Origin of the sequence: Collimonas sp. OK607, assembly GCF_900111995.1 — a bacterium.
Lineage (GTDB): Bacteria > Pseudomonadota > Gammaproteobacteria > Burkholderiales > Burkholderiaceae_D > Collimonas.
In genome coordinates this window covers 15,121-31,673 of sequence record NZ_FOKF01000046.1, presented here as the reverse complement: position 1 = coordinate 31,673, position 16,553 = coordinate 15,121, and the positions used below count along the sequence as shown (strand labels likewise).

The 16,553-nt window shown below is 56.7% G+C and carries 13 protein-coding genes; 4 read left to right on the top strand and 9 right to left on the bottom strand.

The window, feature by feature from the left end:
- Nucleotides 1-131: 131 nt before the first annotated feature.
- The 4 genes from BM029_RS22185 to BM029_RS22170 form a co-directional block, all read right to left on the bottom strand.
- Nucleotides 132-809, bottom strand: a complete 678-nt coding sequence (locus BM029_RS22185) for a type 1 glutamine amidotransferase domain-containing protein (RefSeq protein ID WP_092439791.1) — start codon at nt 807-809, stop codon at nt 132-134.
- Nucleotides 810-852: 43 nt separating this feature from the next.
- Nucleotides 853-1,896: an NADP-dependent oxidoreductase gene (locus tag BM029_RS22180; protein WP_092439789.1), complete on the bottom strand. Its 1,044-nt coding sequence runs from the start codon at nt 1,894-1,896 to the stop codon at nt 853-855.
- Between the two features lie 74 nt (nt 1,897-1,970).
- Complete coding sequence (locus tag BM029_RS22175; protein WP_092439787.1) at nt 1,971-3,128, bottom strand: iron-containing alcohol dehydrogenase; 1,158 nt, start codon at nt 3,126-3,128, stop codon at nt 1,971-1,973.
- 108 nt (nt 3,129-3,236) lie between these two features.
- Nucleotides 3,237-3,854 carry a TetR/AcrR family transcriptional regulator gene (locus BM029_RS22170; protein WP_092439785.1) on the bottom strand — a complete coding sequence of 206 codons (618 nt, stop codon included), beginning with the start codon at nt 3,852-3,854 and terminating at the stop codon, nt 3,237-3,239.
- Between the two features lie 487 nt (nt 3,855-4,341).
- Between BM029_RS22170 and BM029_RS22165 the strand changes: the two genes are divergently transcribed.
- Nucleotides 4,342-5,280 carry a LysR family transcriptional regulator gene (locus tag BM029_RS22165; protein WP_092439783.1) on the top strand — a complete coding sequence of 313 codons (939 nt, stop codon included), beginning with the start codon at nt 4,342-4,344 and terminating at the stop codon, nt 5,278-5,280.
- Nucleotides 5,281-5,407: 127 nt separating this feature from the next.
- Here BM029_RS22165 and BM029_RS22160 read toward each other — a convergent pair whose 3' ends face one another.
- Nucleotides 5,408-6,517, bottom strand: coding sequence for an NADH:flavin oxidoreductase/NADH oxidase (locus BM029_RS22160; protein WP_092439782.1), 1,110 nt, complete (start codon nt 6,515-6,517; stop codon nt 5,408-5,410).
- Nucleotides 6,518-6,525: 8 nt separating this feature from the next.
- Nucleotides 6,526-8,343: an ABC transporter transmembrane domain-containing protein gene (locus BM029_RS22155; RefSeq protein WP_092439780.1), complete on the bottom strand. Its 1,818-nt coding sequence runs from the start codon at nt 8,341-8,343 to the stop codon at nt 6,526-6,528.
- A 413-nt stretch (nt 8,344-8,756) separates the two neighbouring features.
- On the opposite strand from BM029_RS22155, the gene egtD reads away from it, so the two are divergent.
- Together egtD and egtB are read left to right on the top strand one after the other, a co-directional pair.
- Entirely contained in the window at nt 8,757-9,722 is a 966-nt protein-coding gene (gene egtD / locus BM029_RS22150; RefSeq protein WP_092439778.1) for an L-histidine N(alpha)-methyltransferase, read from the top strand.
- Nucleotides 9,723-9,742: 20 nt separating this feature from the next.
- Nucleotides 9,743-11,017, top strand: coding sequence for an ergothioneine biosynthesis protein EgtB (gene egtB / locus BM029_RS22145; protein WP_092439776.1), 1,275 nt, complete (start codon nt 9,743-9,745; stop codon nt 11,015-11,017).
- 11 nt (nt 11,018-11,028) lie between these two features.
- Here the strand turns inward: egtB and BM029_RS22140 are convergent, their stop codons facing one another.
- Entirely contained in the window at nt 11,029-11,934 is a 906-nt protein-coding gene (locus BM029_RS22140; RefSeq protein ID WP_211482519.1) for a LysR substrate-binding domain-containing protein, read from the bottom strand.
- Nucleotides 11,935-12,113: 179 nt separating this feature from the next.
- Here BM029_RS22140 and BM029_RS22135 point away from each other — a divergent pair, with 179 nt between their 5' ends.
- Nucleotides 12,114-12,731, top strand: a complete 618-nt coding sequence (locus tag BM029_RS22135) for an FMN-dependent NADH-azoreductase (protein ID WP_092439774.1) — start codon at nt 12,114-12,116, stop codon at nt 12,729-12,731.
- A gap of 107 nt (nt 12,732-12,838) precedes the next feature.
- Here the strand turns inward: BM029_RS22135 and BM029_RS22130 are convergent, their stop codons facing one another.
- Together BM029_RS22130 and leuA are read right to left on the bottom strand one after the other, a co-directional pair.
- Nucleotides 12,839-14,149: a class I SAM-dependent methyltransferase gene (locus BM029_RS22130; RefSeq protein ID WP_092439772.1), complete on the bottom strand. Its 1,311-nt coding sequence runs from the start codon at nt 14,147-14,149 to the stop codon at nt 12,839-12,841.
- A 208-nt stretch (nt 14,150-14,357) separates the two neighbouring features.
- Nucleotides 14,358-16,064: a 2-isopropylmalate synthase gene (leuA, locus tag BM029_RS22125; protein ID WP_092439770.1), complete on the bottom strand. Its 1,707-nt coding sequence runs from the start codon at nt 16,062-16,064 to the stop codon at nt 14,358-14,360.
- Nucleotides 16,065-16,553 lie beyond the last annotated feature (489 nt).

Sequence of the window (16,553 nt, the reverse complement as noted above, 5' to 3'; positions counted from 1 at the left end):
TCTCGCAAATTAACCAGGCAATTCATACCCTGCGCTCTATGGCTATTCATGTTGTTATTTGAGGGGAAGGGTCAGACTCTGACCCCATTTAACGGGCCACGGAGTACATCCCATGGCAGCCGTAAATCAAATTACCCCAACAATTTCAAAACCCGCTCCGCCACAGCAACCGAAGAAGCCGGATTCTGCCCGGTAATCAAATTACCGTCAGTAACCGCATAACTCTGCCAATCCCCCAACTTACTGTAATCCCCACCAAGCCGCTTCAACTCAGCTTCCACCAAAAACGGCACAATATCCGTCAACTGCACTGCCGCTTCCTCACTATCCGAAAAGCCGGTAACCTTCTTACCCTTCACCAACGGACTACCATCTGCCGCCCGTACATGCCGCAGGACACCCGGCGCATGACATACCGCCGATACCGGTTTACCCGCCGCATACATGGTTTCAATCAACGCAATCGAATCCTTGTCTTCCGCCAGATCCCATAACGGACCGTGACCACCTGGATAGAACACCGCGTCATAAGACGCAGCTTGCACGCTCGCTAGTTTAATTGTCGATGCCAATGCCGCCTGCGCCGCTGCATCTTTGCGAAATCGTTCGGTAGCCTCAGTCTGCGCATCGGCTTCGTCGCTCTTCGGATCGAGCGGCGGTTGTCCGCCCTTTGGCGATGCCAGCGTGATAGTGGCGCCGGCGTCGAGGAAGGCGTAGTAGGGCGCGGCAAATTCTTCTAGCCAGAAGCCGGTCTTCTTACCTGTGTTGCCCAGCTGGTCGTGGGAGGTAAGTACCATTAATATTTTCATCTGAATTCCTTTTGAGGGTGTGCTGCCTGATGACTCGATGGTTTCATTCATCGCCGGCGCGTATCACCAGCTTGCCGAAATTCTTGCCTTCCAATAAGCCGATAAAGGCTTGCGGTGCATTCTCCAGACCGTCTACGATGTCTTCCCGGAATTTGATTTTCCCGGCGGCGAACCAGGCGCTCATTTCCTTGAAAAATTCCGGGTAGCGATGGTAGTAGTCAAAAATGATGAAACCTTGCATCTTGATGCGGCGTACCAGCAGTCTGCCCATCAGTCCCGGCAGATTGTCCGGTCCTTGCGGTTTGTCGGTGGCGTTATAGTTGGCGATCAGGCCGCATACCGGTACCCGGGCGTGCAGGTTCAGCAGGGGCAGCACGGCGCTGAACACAGCGCCGCCGACGTTTTCAAAATATACGTCGATGCCTTTATCGCAGGCGGCGGCGAGTTGTTGCGGGAAGTCGGCGGCGCGGTGGTCTACGCAGGCGTCAAAACCCAGTTCTTCCACCGCATACTTGCATTTGTCGGCGCCGCCGGCTATGCCGACTACGCGGCAACCCTTGATCTTGGCAATCTGCCCGACCACCGAACCCACCGCGCCGGTAGCGGCTGCCACTACTACGGTCTCGCCGGCTTGCGGCTGGCCGATGTCGAGCAAGCCCATGTAGGCGGTGAAGCCGGGCATGCCTAGCAGGCCCAAAGCGTAGGATGGCTTGGCGAGTTTGGCGTCAAGTTTGGTCAGGCCCTTGCCATCCGACAGTTCGTAGTCCTGCCAGCCGCTGTAGCTGAGGACCAGATCTCCGACTTTGTAGTCGGCATGTTCGGAAGCTGCGACGCGCGACACGGTGCCGCCGACCATCACTGCGCCGACCTCGACCGACGGCGCATAAGACGGAGCATCGCTCATGCGGCCGCGCATGTAGGGATCGAGCGACAGGTAGACTGTGCGTAGCAATACCTGGCCGGCGGCTGGCGTCGGCACCGGGGTTTCATCGATCTTGAAATTGTTGACAGTTGGCGCGCCGTGCGGACGCGAGGCCAGCAGGATGCGGCGATTGATGGTCTTGCTCTGGGTTGTGCTTTGCGACATGTTGGCTACTCCTTCGGTGGGGTTAGTGCCCGCGATGTTCTGCCGGCACGGGCGGATTTAGCTAAATATCAAATTTACAAGGCGGCTTCCAGAATGCTGCGGCTAACTGCCAGAGTATGGTCCTGATGCTCGCCCAGCGCTGTCATGCCGTGTTTGTCCAGTTGCCCGAGCACTGTCTCGACAGCATCCTGGCCTAATTCATAGTCCGACAGTCTCGTCTTGATGCCCATGCTTTCAAAGAAATCACGGGTGCGTTCGATGGCCAGGTCGATACGCGCGTCTTCGCTGCCTTCGGTGATTTGCCAGACGCGCTCGGCGTATTGCAGCAGCTTGGCGCGCTTGCTGTTGCGCCGTACGGACAGCAGTGAAGGTAGCACGATCGCCAGCGTGCGGGCATGATCGATATCGTATTGCGCAGTCAGTTCATGGCCCAGCATATGCGTGGCCCAGTCTTGCGGCACGCCGGCGCCGATCAGACCGTTGAGCGCCAGGGTGGCTACCCACATCAGGTTGGCGCGGGCATCGTAGTCGTTCGGCTCGGCCAGAACGCGCGGTCCGGTTTCGATCAGGCTCAGCAGCAGGCCTTCGGCAAAACGATCTTGCACCTGGCCTTGCACCGGATAAGTCAGGTATTGCTCGATGGTGTGGACAAACGCATCGACTACGCCGTTGGCGATCTGGCGCTCGGGCAGGGTGAAAGTCTTGCTCGGATCGAGGATCGAGAATTGCGGGAATACCAGCGGGCTGTGGAACGCCAGCTTGGCCTGTATCGATTTGCGGGTGACGACGCCGCCGTTATTCATTTCCGATCCGGTGGCCGGCAATGTCAGCACGCTGCCAAAGGGCAGGGCGCTGGTGATGTTGGCGCCGCGCTGGACGGCGATGTCCCACGGTTCACCATTAAAGTTTGCGGCGGCTGCGACGAATTTGGTGCCATCGATGACTGAACCACCGCCCACAGCCAGCAGGAAGTCGATGTTCTCGGCACGTACCTGAGCTACTGCCTGCATCAGTGTTTCATAACTTGGATTGGGCTCGATACCGGCGAATTCAAGGATCTCGCGCTTGCCGAGCGCTGCTTTGACTTCCGCCAGGGTGCCGGTCTTCTGGGCGCTGGAGCCGCCGTACAGAATCAGTACACGGGCATTGCGGGGGATCAGATCGGCTAGTTTGGCGATGGTGTTGCGGCCGAAAACGATCTTGGTGGGGTTGTAGAATTCAAAATTCAGCATGCGGATTCCTTGAAAAGTAGACCGCTCAACTAATCGAGCGGTAAAAAAAGCACGAGCTTGTGTCGTGCTTCAGGTTGGCGTCTGTGGTCTTTGCGGTGCTTATGGCGCTTATGGTGTCTGTGGCCTCGGTGCTGCCAGCACATCCAAGGTAATCTCCATGGCGTTTTCGAGAGAGCTGCGATCCTGCTGCAGCTTGCCTAGCAGGCTGGCGCCAAGCCATAGCTGGTAAAGCATTTGCGCGGTTTTTTGCGGTTCCAGTTCGACCCGCAGCGAGCCGTCGGCAATCCCTTCGGCAATGCAGTCCGCCAGGCGCGCCATCACTTGCCGCGTGCCTTCGCACAAAACCAGGCGCATGTCATCTGACAGGTCGGCGACCTCGGCGCTGAGTTTGACTACCAGGCATTTATCCATGGCTTCCGTGCCCGACTGCGTGTCGCGCCAGTGGCTCCAGTAACGCAACAGCCGTTCGCGGGCGGGCTCTTGTGCTGGTTGCACCGCAATTTGCAGGACTTCTTCCAATGCTTGCAGGTAGTCGTCGACGTACTGCTCCATCAATGCCCGGCCGTATTGTTCCTTCGATCCGAAGTAGTGGTAGAAGGAACCCTTGGGTATCGCTGCAGCACTCAATATCTCGCTGAGCCCGACGCCCGAAAAACCTTTGACGGCAATGATTTTCTGGCCGGCGTCGAGGATGTGGCGCTTGGTTGTGTCGTAATTTGCTCTCATGGTTCGTCTATTCTAATTAAAATTAGACCGGTCGTCTATATCCTCCTGATTTTGCCGCAGTTGCCGTGCGGAAAAATCGATGTCGATTCGATACCTGAGGTCACGCCTGTAGTGCTTTGGCGACGTCTACCCATGCGTATGCATATCCGTTATGCTAGGGCCTGTTGGCCTATGATTTGGGAGATGCGTTCAAGCCAAAGCGTGTGCTGGCAAGGCGCGTGGCGCAGCAGGGGGTAATTCCCCCTGCAAGCCATGCAACGCGGCCAGCGCACGCTTTGGTTTGAACCCTCCGGGAACGGCTGCAGGCGTCGCATGCCGTTGTTGCAGCTCCTTGCCGTAGCACCGCTACGTCGCGTCGCTACGCCTAGGCACGCAACGCCTGCCGCGCGTTCGCACTCCCAAATCATAGGTCAACAGGCCCTGCAGGCTTATTGTGCAATTTTCTTGTCTGAACGTTCGCATCCCTATACTAATTTTAGCGCCGCCCATGACATCCCGTACCAATCATCACCTCGATACCTACTTGCTACGCGTTTTGCACACCTTGTTGGTGGAAAAGAGCGTATCGCGCACCGCAATCAAGTTAGGGCAATCGCAGCCGACCATCAGCAACACGCTCAAGCGCCTGCGCGAGCTGACCGGCGACGCCATCCTGGTGCGCGGCAAAACCGGCATGGTGCCTACCGAACGCGGGCAGGAATTGCTGGCGCTGGCGAAACAGGGATTGGAAGTCATCGAACGAATCGCAGCCCCGGTAGCGGCCTTCGAGGCCGACAGCACGGCGCGGATATTTCACATCGCCACGCCGGATTACCTGAACATGCTGCTGATCCCGTCCATCATCGAGCAGCTGCGCCGGCGAGCGCCCGGCGCCAGCCTGATGGTGCATGCGCTGGATGCCAATCTGGACTACGCCAGTGCACTGGAAAACGGCCGTTTCGACCTGGTGATCGGCAACTGGCCTGATCCGCCCGAGCATTTGCATCTGGCGCAATTGTTCGATGACGATGTGGTTTGTATGATGCACCGCGATCATCCGGTAGCCAAGAAGGGTTTGACCCTGAAGTATTATCTGGAAATGCCGCACCTGGCGCCGACGCCCTATATTGAAGGGCACCGCAGCGGTATCGATGCGGCCTTGGCCGAGCAAGGCTTGAAGCGCAACGTGCAGGTGACGATTCCGTACTTTGCCCTGGTGCCGCACGTGCTGGCGAAATCGGATTTGATTTTTACCACCGGCCGGCAATTTGCCGAGCACATCATCGCGGATTGGCCGATAGGCATGTTTACGCTGCCGTTCGATATGCCGAAGATGCGTTTTTACATGCTGTGGCATGCGCGCTCGCACGTGGCGCCGGATGTGGTGTGGCTGCGCCGGCTGATTGCCGAAGTGTCAGCCGATCTGGGCAAGTCAGGAAAAAAATAAGAGAGGAGTAGGGTGGGCACTGGTGCCCACGCTGTTACCGCAGCAACCAGAGCCCAGGCGCGAAAACAGGTATGTACGTAGAGTGAGTTCACGCGTGGGCATCAGTGCCCACCCTACATCAGCTACCTCAATTATCGCTATAGTCGACCGTTGGCCGCTGAGGCGATTTGCGTGAAGTCGCGCGCATGTATTGCGGCGCCCATGAAGTGACATCGTGCAGTGCCTCGGCTGCGTGCAGCGGCCAGTAGGGATCGCGCAACAGTTCGCGCGCCATCAATACCAGATCGGCTTGTTCGGTGCGCAAGATGTGTTCGGCCTGGCCGGGATCTGTAATCATGCCGACCGTGCCGCTGGCGATGCCAGCCTCTTTTCTGACCCTGGCTGCGAATTGGGTCTGGTAGCCGGGGCCTACCGGGATGGCGGCAGCTGCAATATTGCCGCCACTGGAAACGTCGACCAGATCGACTCCGGCCTCACGCAACAGGCTGCTCAGAGCCACGGTTTCGTCGACATTCCAACCGCCGTCAATCCAGTCCGTGGCGGACAGGCGTACCAGCAATGGCAGTTGCTCTGGCCAGACCTGACGCACAGCAGCTACCACTTCCAGCACCAGCCGCGCACGATTTTCAAACGAACCGCCGTACTGGTCGGTGCGATGATTACTGATCGGCGACAAAAACTGATGCAACAGATAACCATGTGCCGCGTGGATTTCAACTACCTTGAATCCGGCTTGATGCGCGCGCAATGCGGCATCGGCGAATGCCTTGACGATGCTCTTGATGCCATCGACGGTGAGCGCTCTGGGCGTGGTATAGCTAGCGTCGAACGGAATCGCCGACGGCCCGTCGGTTTGCCAACCGCCTTGATTCGGCTCGACCCGGCCTTGCTGTTCTTCCCACGGGCGCCAGACGCTGGCTTTGCGGCCTGCATGGGCCAGCTGGATACCGGCAACCGTACCTTGCTGCTCGATAAAATGGGTGATGCGGCGTAGCGGCGCGATATGTTCATCTTTCCAGATGCCGAGATCCTGCGGCGAAATGCGGCCTTCCGGCAGCACCGCGCTAGCTTCGAAAATGATCAGGCCGGCGCCGCCGACTGCGCGGCTGCCAAGGTGCACCAGATGCCAGTCATTGGCGAAGCCGTCTTCTGCGGAATACTGGCACATCGGGGCAACGGCAATCCGGTTGGCCAGCGTCACATCGCGTAACTTCAGTGGGGAAAATAGAAGGGTCATGTTGTTTCCTATGTGTTTATCTGCGCAATCTGAGCATCTACCAGGCCATTGAACTGCAGTGCCGCCAGGCTGGCGTACAAGCCGTTTTGGGCGACCAGCTCAGCGTGATTACCGGTTTCGACTATATGGCCGTGTTCCAGCACGATGATGCGGTCGGCGCGCTGTACGGTAGCCAGGCGATGGGCGATGACCAGGGTAGTGCGGCCTACCATCGCCGCTTCCAGTGCGCCTTGCACTGCGCGTTCGGATTCGGCATCGAGCGCGCTGGTGGCCTCGTCCAGCAGCAACAGCGGCGGATTTTTCAACAGTGCACGGGCAATCGCAATACGCTGCCGCTGGCCGCCGGACAGGCGTACGCCGCGCTCGCCGAGGAACGACTGGTAGCCTTCCGGCAGACGCTCAATGAACTCATGGGCGGCAGCCATTTTTGCTGCGGCGATGACTTCGGCGTCGGTGGCGCCGACCCGGCCGTAGCGAATGTTTTCCATCGCATTGGCGGAGAAAATGATGGTGTCTTGCGGCACGATGCCGATGGCATTGCGCAAGGTATGCAGATCGAGATATTTGATGTCGACGCCATCGAGTTTGATGCTGCCTTGCTGCGGATCGTAAAAGCGCAGCAGTAGCTGGAACAGGGTGGTTTTGCCAGCGCCGGAAGGGCCGACCACGGCAACAGTCTCACCCGGCCGGATGTCTAGCGACAGGCCGGACAGGGCGGCGCTCTCCGGTCGCGACGGATAGCGGAAACCGATGTTTTCCAGAGTCAATGCCGCGCCTTGTACAGTGCGCGGCGGCAGCGTATCCGGCAGCAACACGGATTGCACCGGCGACTGCGCCGCCAATAATTCCAGCAGGCGTTCGGTAGCGCCGGCGGCGCGTTGAGCATCGCCCATGACTTCAGCCAAGGCGCCGATGGAACCCGCCAGCAAGGCCGCGTACAAGATGAACTGGCCGAGCTCGCCACCGCTCATGCGGCCCTGAACCACGGCGTGGGCGCCGAGCCAGAGCACAAATACGATGGCGCCGAATACCAGCAGGATCGCCATCATGGTCAGCAGGGAACGCGCGCGTATCCGTTCCATCGCCGTGCCGAAAGCATTTTCAATCGAGACGTCGAAACGTTGCGCTTCAATATTCTCGTGGGTGAAAGCCTGCACCGTCGGCATCGCATTGAGAATCTCGCCAGCCATCGCAGAAGCATCGGCCACCCGGTCCTGCGATGCGCGCGACAGCTTGCGCACGCGGCGGCCGTACCAGACGATCGGCAGCACCACCAGTGCCAGCATGACCAGGATGATCGCACTCAGCTTGACGCTGGTGATGAACAACATGACCATGCCGCCGATGAACAGCAGGGCGTTGCGCAAGGCCATTGAAATGCTGGTGCCGACCAGCGCCTGAATCAGTGTGGTATCGGTGGTGATACGCGACAGCACTTCGCCGGTTTTGGTGGTTTCAAAGAACTGAGGGCTTTGCGTGACGACGTGCGAGTAGACCGCGCTGCGCAAGTCGGCCGTGACCCGTTCGCCAAGCCACGACACCATGTAAAAACGTGCTGCGGTGGCTACGCCCAACACGCAGGCGACGCCGAACAAGGCCAGGAAATACAGGTCGATATGATTGGCGCCCTGAATGCCGCCGGTGCTGAAGCCCAGATCGATCATCTGCCGGAATGCATACGGAATCGCCAGGGTGGCGCCGGCCGCTACCAGCAGGGCCAGGCTGGCCATCACAAATTGCCGTTTATACGGGGCCAGGAAGGGAACCAGCCCGATGAGCGTGCTCAGATTACGTTTTTCAGGTTCTTTGGAAGTTATGGTTGTCATGTCGGTTTCAGTGGGAGGCAGCACAAATCGCTGCAAGCTTCGTCTGGCAAGGCTATTGCAAGGTCATACGAAGTGGTGATGCAACGAGGCCTTGTTACGAGTGCGAGGCTTCGCGGAAAAATGTATTTGTGTCAATATTTCATGTATTTATATTGCAATCGGTTAAGAGCCCGGCCTGAAATCGCCCGAAATATGAATTCATGATGTGGATTCATGCGGATTCTCTTGAACGGGAACTTCATCCATCAAACGAATATCGATATACTTTGTACAGCTTGCCTGATTTTGCGTAGCAGTTTGCGTTTGCTAGTGTAGTGGATGTTGCGCCATAGCGCAGGCTCTCAATGGAGCGGAACTGAATTCCTGTAGTGAAATGTGTAATTTCTTAATGATTGCCATCTCAGGAGAATCCTTTGGCTCAATTGTCGCAACCAGCGCAAAATTGCGTTGCGCAGGACGAGATTCAGCAGCAACTGGTGGCCGGCCTGCTGGCGGCGCACGCACACACCTCTCCCAAATATCTCTACGATGTTCTCGGTTCACGCCTGTTCGCTGCGATTTGCGAGCTGCCTGAGTATTATCCGACGCGTACCGAAGCGGCGATTTTCGCGCTGCATGCGCAGCAGATTGCCGCTGCAGTCGGACCCGATGCGATCCTGATCGACCTGGGGGCGGGCAATTGCAGCAAGGCGGCACGGTTGTTTCCGAGCTTGCGGCCCAAACAATATGTGGCGGTCGATATATCGGTGCAATTCCTGGAGGAGGCGGTGAGCGCGTTGAAGCAGCAGTTTCCTCAGATTGAGATGACGTGCCTCGGCATGGATTTTTCGTCCGAGCTGGAGCTGCCCGCAACGCTAGGCATGGATCGCCGGCAGTTTTTTTATCCGGGATCATCGATAGGTAATTTCGCGCCGCTGGAGGCATTGATGTTCCTGCGCCGGATTCGCAAGGGCATCGGCAGCAGCGATGGTGGCGGCCTGCTGATCGGGGTCGATCTGATCAAGGACAAGGCGATACTGAATCCGGCATACGACGACTCGCTGGGCGTCACGGCGGCCTTCAACCTGAATCTGCTGCATCATGTAAATCGCTTGCTGGATGCCGACTTCCGTCCAAAGGACTGGCGTCACAGGGCTTTTTATAATAGCGAACAGCATCGCATAGAAATGCATCTGGAAGCCAGGAAAGAGCTCACCGTCCATTGGCAGAACGGCGGCCTGCGGCGTTTTGGGAAGGGTGAGCGGATCCATACCGAAAGCAGCTACAAATACACCCGGGAAGGATTTGTCGACATGCTGCAGCAAGCCGGATTCGGCGCCGTGCAGACCTGGTGCGATCCGAACAACTGGTTCATGGTTTGCCATGCCCAGGTAGCCTGAACTGGCCAGACAGGAGCGCGATGCATAAGTTGACAAATAAGCTGGAAAACAAGTTGGCAAATGAGCTGGTAAATGAGCAGGTAAGTGAGCTGGCAAAAGCGTTTTCCACGATACGCGACCACACGGGCACGCTGGCGCAGCCATTGTCGGCAGAGGATTGCTGCGTGCAATCGATGCCGGACGCCAGCCCTGCAAAATGGCATCTGGCGCATACCACCTGGTTTTTTGAAACCTTCATCCTCGAACAATTTGAAACCGGCTTCCGGCCGTTTCATCCAGCCTTCCGGGTTCTGTTCAATTCGTATTATGAAGGGGTAGGCGAGCAGCATCCGCGCGCGCAACGCGGCTTGATGACCCGGCCTTCGCTGGTCGAAGTACAAGCCTATCGGCAAAACGTCGATCAGCGGCTGCTGGCTTTGCTGGGGCAAACAATGGCGCCGGACCAGATGCTGCAATTGACCGCACTGGTCGAACTTGGATTACAGCATGAGCAGCAGCATCAGGAATTGATGCTGACCGATATCAAGCATCTGCTATCCATGAATCCCTTGCAGCCACCATATCTGGCATGGGATGAAATGGCAGAAACGATGAAAGAAGCGGCAGCCGGCGCCGCCACGGCAACAGCCTTGCAATGGCAGCCATTTGAGGCGGGGATTGTCGAGATCGGGCATGCCGGAAACGGATTTTTTTTCGATAACGAAACGCCGCGCCACCGGCAGTTCGTCGAACCGTTTTCAATGGCTTCACGGCTGGTCAGCAAGGGCGAATACCTGGCCTTTGTGGAGGCTGGCGGCTATCAGAATCCTTTGTTGTGGCTGGCTGCCGGTTGGGACTGGGTGCAGCAGCAGAAACTGACGCGGCCGCTATATTGGCAGGCTGCGCATGCGCAATTCGATTCTGCCTGGCGCGAATTTACCTTGCACGGTTTGCAGCCGTTGGCCTTGGACGAGGCGGTCACCCACATTTCCTTTTTTGAGGCCGAGGCTTATGCACGTTGGGCCGGCGCACGGTTGCCTACCGAGGCGGAATGGGAGTATGCAGCGGCGACTCAAACAACAGATTATTTCGGCATTGCCTGGCAATGGACCACCAGCAGCTACGCGCCATATCCGGGCTATGTTGTGTTACCGGGAGCCGTGGGCGAATACAACGGCAAGTTCATGGTGAATCAGTACGTGTTGCGCGGTTCTTCATCCGCCACGCCTGAAGGCCATGCGCGCCTGAGTTATCGCAATTTTTTCCCTGCGACTGCGCGCTGGCAGTTCAGCGGAATCCGGCTGGCGCGTTCCTGAATCTTTGCCGCTTATAGTTTGCTTAAATGTTCGATCAGGAAATCCACAAACACGCGCACAGCAGGTAGCAAACCTCTCTGGGTCGGATAGACCACCTGCACATGGCCGGCCGGCATGGTCCATTCCGGCAGCACATGCACCAGGGTTCCCTGCTGCAGTTCTTCCATGCAGTAGTCGCTCGGTAGCATGGTCAAGCCCAGGCTGCGCAGCGCCGCCCGTTTGCGCAAAGCAAAATCTTCCACTGCCAAGCGCGGTTCCGCCACCAGTTCGTAACGGTCGTTATGCGGGCCGTCGAGGTGCAGGTGGACGCGGCGGTCACGCTCGGCGGCGCCGAGGAAGGGCAGTTTCACCAGGTCGCGCGGATGCTGCGGAACAGCGTACCTGGACATCAGCTCAGGTGCTGCCACCAGCAGGCCGGTGGCGGCGCGCAAGCGCCTGGTAGCCAGGTTCGGATCTTCATCCTCGGGGGCTCTTACCCGGACCGCGACATCGATCCCTTCTTCCAGAAGGTTGACGCGGCGATTGGTAAACACCAGATCGATATTCACCTTCGGATAGCGTTCCAGGAAGGCCGGCAGCGCTACGGCCACCTCGGACTGGGCAATCGGCACCACGCAGCTTACCCGCACCGTGCCGCTCGGTTCAGCCAGCGAACTGGTGACGGCCAGTTCGGCCGCCTCGGCAGCGGCAATCACTACCTGGCAATGCTGGTAGTAGCGGCTGCCAAGGTCGGTCAGGGCGATACCACGCGTATTGCGCTGTAGCAATCTGGCGCCTAGCCGGATTTCCAGTTCCGATATACGTCTGGACAAACGTGATTTGGGGATGCCCAAGCTGCGGCCGGCGGCTGTGAAACCGCCTTCCTGCACCACATTGGCGAAGAAATACAGGTCGTTCAGATCTTGCATGATAGTCATCCACTGTTCTGTGTATGGAACAATATATCTTATTTTTGCTATCTAGTTCTATTATCGATACATGAGTAACATGGCCTCAATGGTTCAGATAACCAGGTAAATCAAACTCTGTTGGCATCGTGATGTACGGATCGCTATAGATTTTGACCCACTCTTAATTTAATCGAACGGCATATATCATGAAACTCTTACATATTGATTCCAGCATTCTCGGCGACGCTTCAGCTTCCCGCCAACTGACCCGCGAAGTAGTGGCAACGCTGCAAGCTGCGGATTCCGATCTTGAACTGACTTACCGCGACCTCAGCAAAGACGTCACTGCCCATTTGAGCGGCGCAACCTTTGTGGCCAAGGGCACACCTGCAGAAAAACGCAATCTGTCGCAAAAGCTGGAAGTGGAGCTGAACGAAGCGATTCTCAATGAATTCATGGCAGCCGATGTGATCGTGCTCGGCGCACCGATGTACAACTTCACCGTGCCGACCCAGCTCAAGGCATGGATCGACCAGATTAGTGTCGCTGGCGTTACTTTCCGTTATACCGAAAAGGGCCCTGAAGGCCTGGCTACAGGTAAACGCGTGGTGATCGTGTCGACTTCCGGCGGCAAGCATGCAGGCAGCCCTACTGGCGTCGCCCATGAAGACTATTTGAAATTGGTGTTCGGCTTCCTCGGGATTACCGATATCGAAGTGGTTCGCGCCGATGGCCTTGCCTACAGTCCTGAAGTGAAAGAAGCCAGCTTTGCTGCAGCGCGTGCGCGTATCAGTGACTTGACCAGCGCAGTGGCAATGGCTTGATTGGCCAGGCTTGAATCAAAGACCGCTTACCGGTGAGCTGGTAGCGGTCTGATTAGTTTGAAAAACGTTAAAAGAGCGCGTTGCGCTCTTTTAACGTTTTTTTTGCATTACGAAATTCCATCTGTCGAAACGTGTCGCAGTAACAGCCGCTCCAGTGCATTGAGCGTGTCGAAGGATTCACGGAAATCGGCAAAAAAATCCTGATTGCTCGGAGCCGAGTGGCTAAATTCCGGTTCTTTCCGGATGGTGTCGAATATTTGCTGGAAGCTATTCTTGCCGTCGATATGACGTAAAATTTTTGCGCCGTATTTTCCGGGGTTCACTGTCAGCGCCATTCCTGAATGCTGATGGTTAAGCGCAAACGGGCGGCCCTTGTTGGTATCAAATACCTGAGCCATCAGCGGCCCGGTTAAAGGCTCGTGATAGAAAAACGGAACGTAATCGGCGTCGCCATATGGCGCTTTGCAGGTTTCCGACCGGGTGACATAAAATGAATGGGTGATGATGTCGCCAATCAGCAGTTCGCCGATTTCATATTGTCGCCGGATTGATTGCTTCTTCAGGGTATCTACATTCTTTGGCGGCTTTTTACCCAAGACCATATGTGGCAGGTATGGCGAGCGTCCCCGTCCAACATCCGTAAGCTCCAGGTTGAGACCATGCGTATCCTGGATCCAGTCAAACAATTCTCCCACCGTGTACGCTCTGTCCTGAGAATGCAACAGCAAATCGTAGATGCCGGCATCGCCTAATTTATGGTCGTGGTGCAGGTCCTCGCCACGCATGAACCAGTTCGAAGCAGGCAAGGTATTTAAAATCTCTTTGGTGTTGCCGATCTTGGTGTCTGCGTCAAATTCATCGCCATTATCGTTATTCACCAGGCGCATCAACTGTTGCATCTGGTAGATGCCGGTGCGGCCATGGGTGGCATATACCATGAGACCCATGGCGCCGGTGTCCTTGAGCACGGCACGCAGCTTCTTCAAGCCGGCATCAGGATTTTCAAGATGGTGCAGGACGCCGCTGCAGTTGATGTAGTCGAATTTGCCTAATCCAAGTTCGGGCAGGTTCAGCAGCGAATCCTGGACCCACGTGATATTTTTCAGACCTCTTATATCCGCTCGTTCACGGGCCAGCGCTATGCTTGCCAGGCTCAAATCCAGATGTACGATTTCGGCATCGGTATTGCGTAATTGTTCGGCCAGATAAATTGTTGCGTCACCGGTTCCGCCGCCTGCCACCAGGACCCGGAAGTGTTCCTTGAACGATTGTTTTCCTGAAAAACAATAGTGATTGATCATCGCCAGGCTTTCCAGCCAGGTTCTTGTCAATTGCTTTTTCTCGTCTTGCGGATTGCAGGGAGGGTACGGCAGGGATTCATACTGATCCCGTACTTTCGGCAGATAGTTGGCGGACATGTAAGGACCTGGCTGAAGAGGAATTTCTTGCTAAGCAAATATCGGGAATCATATCGTAGCAGTTATAGCCAGGCGGTAGTGCGCAGAATGCCAGTTTATAGCTCGCATCCTGCAACCCTGATGCAAGCCCGCGGTACGGTAATACCGAGGCTGCATTGAAATCGATTGCCGTGTGATCGCCACGACAATCAACCTGTCAAACAAAAAACTAGGCCGCAGCTGCGCTGTCGACGATGCCCTGATTGGCTGCGTCGCCGGCAATTTCAATTTGCCGGTTCACGGCGCTCAAGATCGCCTTGAACGATGCCGTCAAGGTATTGGCGTCGATGCCGACGCCGAAACCGGTGGGCGCGTCGTTGAGGCGCAATTCGATATAGCTGGCGGCCTGTGCATCGGCGCCGGCGCTGATCGCGTGCTCATGGAAATCCATCAGTTTGATATCCAGTCCCAGTGCATTGACGAAGGCGTCGATCGGGCCGTTGCCATGGCCGCTCGAGGTGTGGGGCTGGCCATCGCGGACGATGTCGATTTCGATCTTGACCGGCTGCGTCTGGCTGGAATCTTCGCTCATGCGGTGGCCGCGATAGACGTAAGGGGTTTGCTTGTCCAGGTACTCTTGCTTGAAGATGGCATAGATATCGCTGGCGGCAATTTCCTTGCCGGTTGCATCTGCCGCTTTCTGGATCGCGCGGCTGAATTCAATTTGCAGGCGGCGTGGCATGGCCAGGCCGTATTCCTGTTCCAGCAGATAGGCCATGCCGCCTTTGCCGGATTGGCTATTGACGCGGATCACGGCATCGTAGCTGCGGCCGAGGTCGGCCGGGTCGATCGGCAAGTAGGGGACTTCCCAGATGGCGTCGGCTTTTTGCGCGGCGAAGCCTTTCTTGATCGCATCCTGATGCGAGCCGGAGAAGGCGGTAAATACCAGGTCGCCGACGTACGGGTGACGCGGATGGATCGGAATCTGGTTGCAGTCCTCTACGCATTGGCGCACTTCGTCGATGTCGGAAAAATCGAGTCCCGGATTGACGCCCTGGGTGTACAAATTCAAGGCCAACGTCACCAGGTCGACATTGCCGGTGCGCTCACCGTTCCCGAACAAACAGCCTTCAACCCGGTCGGCGCCAGCCATTACAGCCAGTTCGGCAGCGGCAACGCCGGTACCTCGGTCATTGTGCGGATGGACGCTGATGATGGTGGCGTCGCGACGCGCCAGATTGCGGTGCATCCACTCGATCTGGTCGGCGAATACATTCGGCGTGGCGCATTCGACTGTGCTTGGCAAGTTCAGGATGACTTTGCGTGTCGGGCTGGCTTGCCACGCTTCAACCACTGCATCGCAGATTTCTTTCGAAAAATCCAGTTCGGCGGTGCTGAAGGTTTCCGGCGAATATTCATAACGCCATTGTGTTTCCGGGCGGGCGTCGGTCAATTCCTTGATCAGGCGCGTGCCGGAGACGGCGATTTCTATGACTTCTTCGCGGCTTTTGTTGAACACGATACGGCGCCAGGCCGGAGAGATCGGGTTATACAGATGGACGATGGCTTGCTTGGCGTTCTTGAGCGAATCGACGGTGCGGCGAATCAGGTCATCGCGCGACTGGGTCAGGACGATGATGGTGACGTCGTCCGGGATATGGTTTTCTTCAATCAGCTTGCGGACAAAATCGAAATCGGTTTGCGAACCGGAAGGGAAGCCGACTTCGATTTCCTTGAGACCTATCTTCACCAGCAACTTGAAGAAGCGCAGCTTGCGATCGGCGTCCATCGGTTCGATCAGGGCTTGGTTGCCATCGCGCAGATCGGTGCTCATCCAGATCGGCGGAGCGCTGATCACTTGATTGGGCCAGGTGCGATCACTCAATGGAATCGGCGGGAACGGGCGATACTTGACAGCGGGATTGTGCAACATCATGTTAGGCCTCTCTTGGAGCTAGTGAAGGGTGCTGATGAAATGGAACGGAATTCGGTAGTGGCGAGAAGGTTGCCTGACTGCCACTCGAAAATTAACGCGAGGCCAGGCAACCGATCGGTAGCGATAGCAATAACAGAGCTGGCAAACGCTTGGCGATGAGCGTGTGGCTGTAGCGAAAGTTGGCGAGGCGAAGTGGTGTGGCGTGCATGGAATCTTGCTCTTTAAAATCGGGATTCGTTATCGAATCTCAGCGAATCTCAGTTTTACTACTGTTGATTTCTTGACTGGCGCTGTTGCTATTGTTGCTGTTGCCAGTAATGTCCCCGTCAGAACGGGGTCGAGATCATAGTGCGCGTAGTAGCGATAGCGCTAGTAGCGACACTAGCAGCATTGCCGGCAGGGAGCCAGCAACGTGTAGTAGAGAGCAGGATTGGGTGCGTGTGGAAGACATGCACTTAATGTATGGGATAAAGTCGGGCCTTGTCAAGC

Coding starts and splice junctions, on each gene's coding strand:
- BM029_RS22130 (WP_092439772.1), bottom strand. CDS start 14,149: ATGTCCGCCAACTATCTGCCGAAAGTACGGGATCAGTATGAATCCCTG.
- BM029_RS22155 (WP_092439780.1), bottom strand. CDS start 8,343: ATGACAACCATAACTTCCAAAGAACCTGAAAAACGTAATCTGAGCACG.
- BM029_RS22175 (WP_092439787.1), bottom strand. CDS start 3,128: ATGCTGAATTTTGAATTCTACAACCCCACCAAGATCGTTTTCGGCCGC.
- BM029_RS22165 (WP_092439783.1), top strand. CDS start 4,342: ATGACATCCCGTACCAATCATCACCTCGATACCTACTTGCTACGCGTT.
- BM029_RS22160 (WP_092439782.1), bottom strand. CDS start 6,517: ATGACCCTTCTATTTTCCCCACTGAAGTTACGCGATGTGACGCTGGCC.
- leuA (WP_092439770.1), bottom strand. CDS start 16,064: ATGATGTTGCACAATCCCGCTGTCAAGTATCGCCCGTTCCCGCCGATT.
- BM029_RS22135 (WP_092439774.1), top strand. CDS start 12,114: ATGAAACTCTTACATATTGATTCCAGCATTCTCGGCGACGCTTCAGCT.
- BM029_RS22185 (WP_092439791.1), bottom strand. CDS start 809: ATGAAAATATTAATGGTACTTACCTCCCACGACCAGCTGGGCAACACA.
- BM029_RS22180 (WP_092439789.1), bottom strand. CDS start 1,896: ATGTCGCAAAGCACAACCCAGAGCAAGACCATCAATCGCCGCATCCTG.
- BM029_RS22170 (WP_092439785.1), bottom strand. CDS start 3,854: ATGAGAGCAAATTACGACACAACCAAGCGCCACATCCTCGACGCCGGC.
- egtB (WP_092439776.1), top strand. CDS start 9,743: ATGCATAAGTTGACAAATAAGCTGGAAAACAAGTTGGCAAATGAGCTG.
- BM029_RS22140 (WP_211482519.1), bottom strand. CDS start 11,934: ATGACTATCATGCAAGATCTGAACGACCTGTATTTCTTCGCCAATGTG.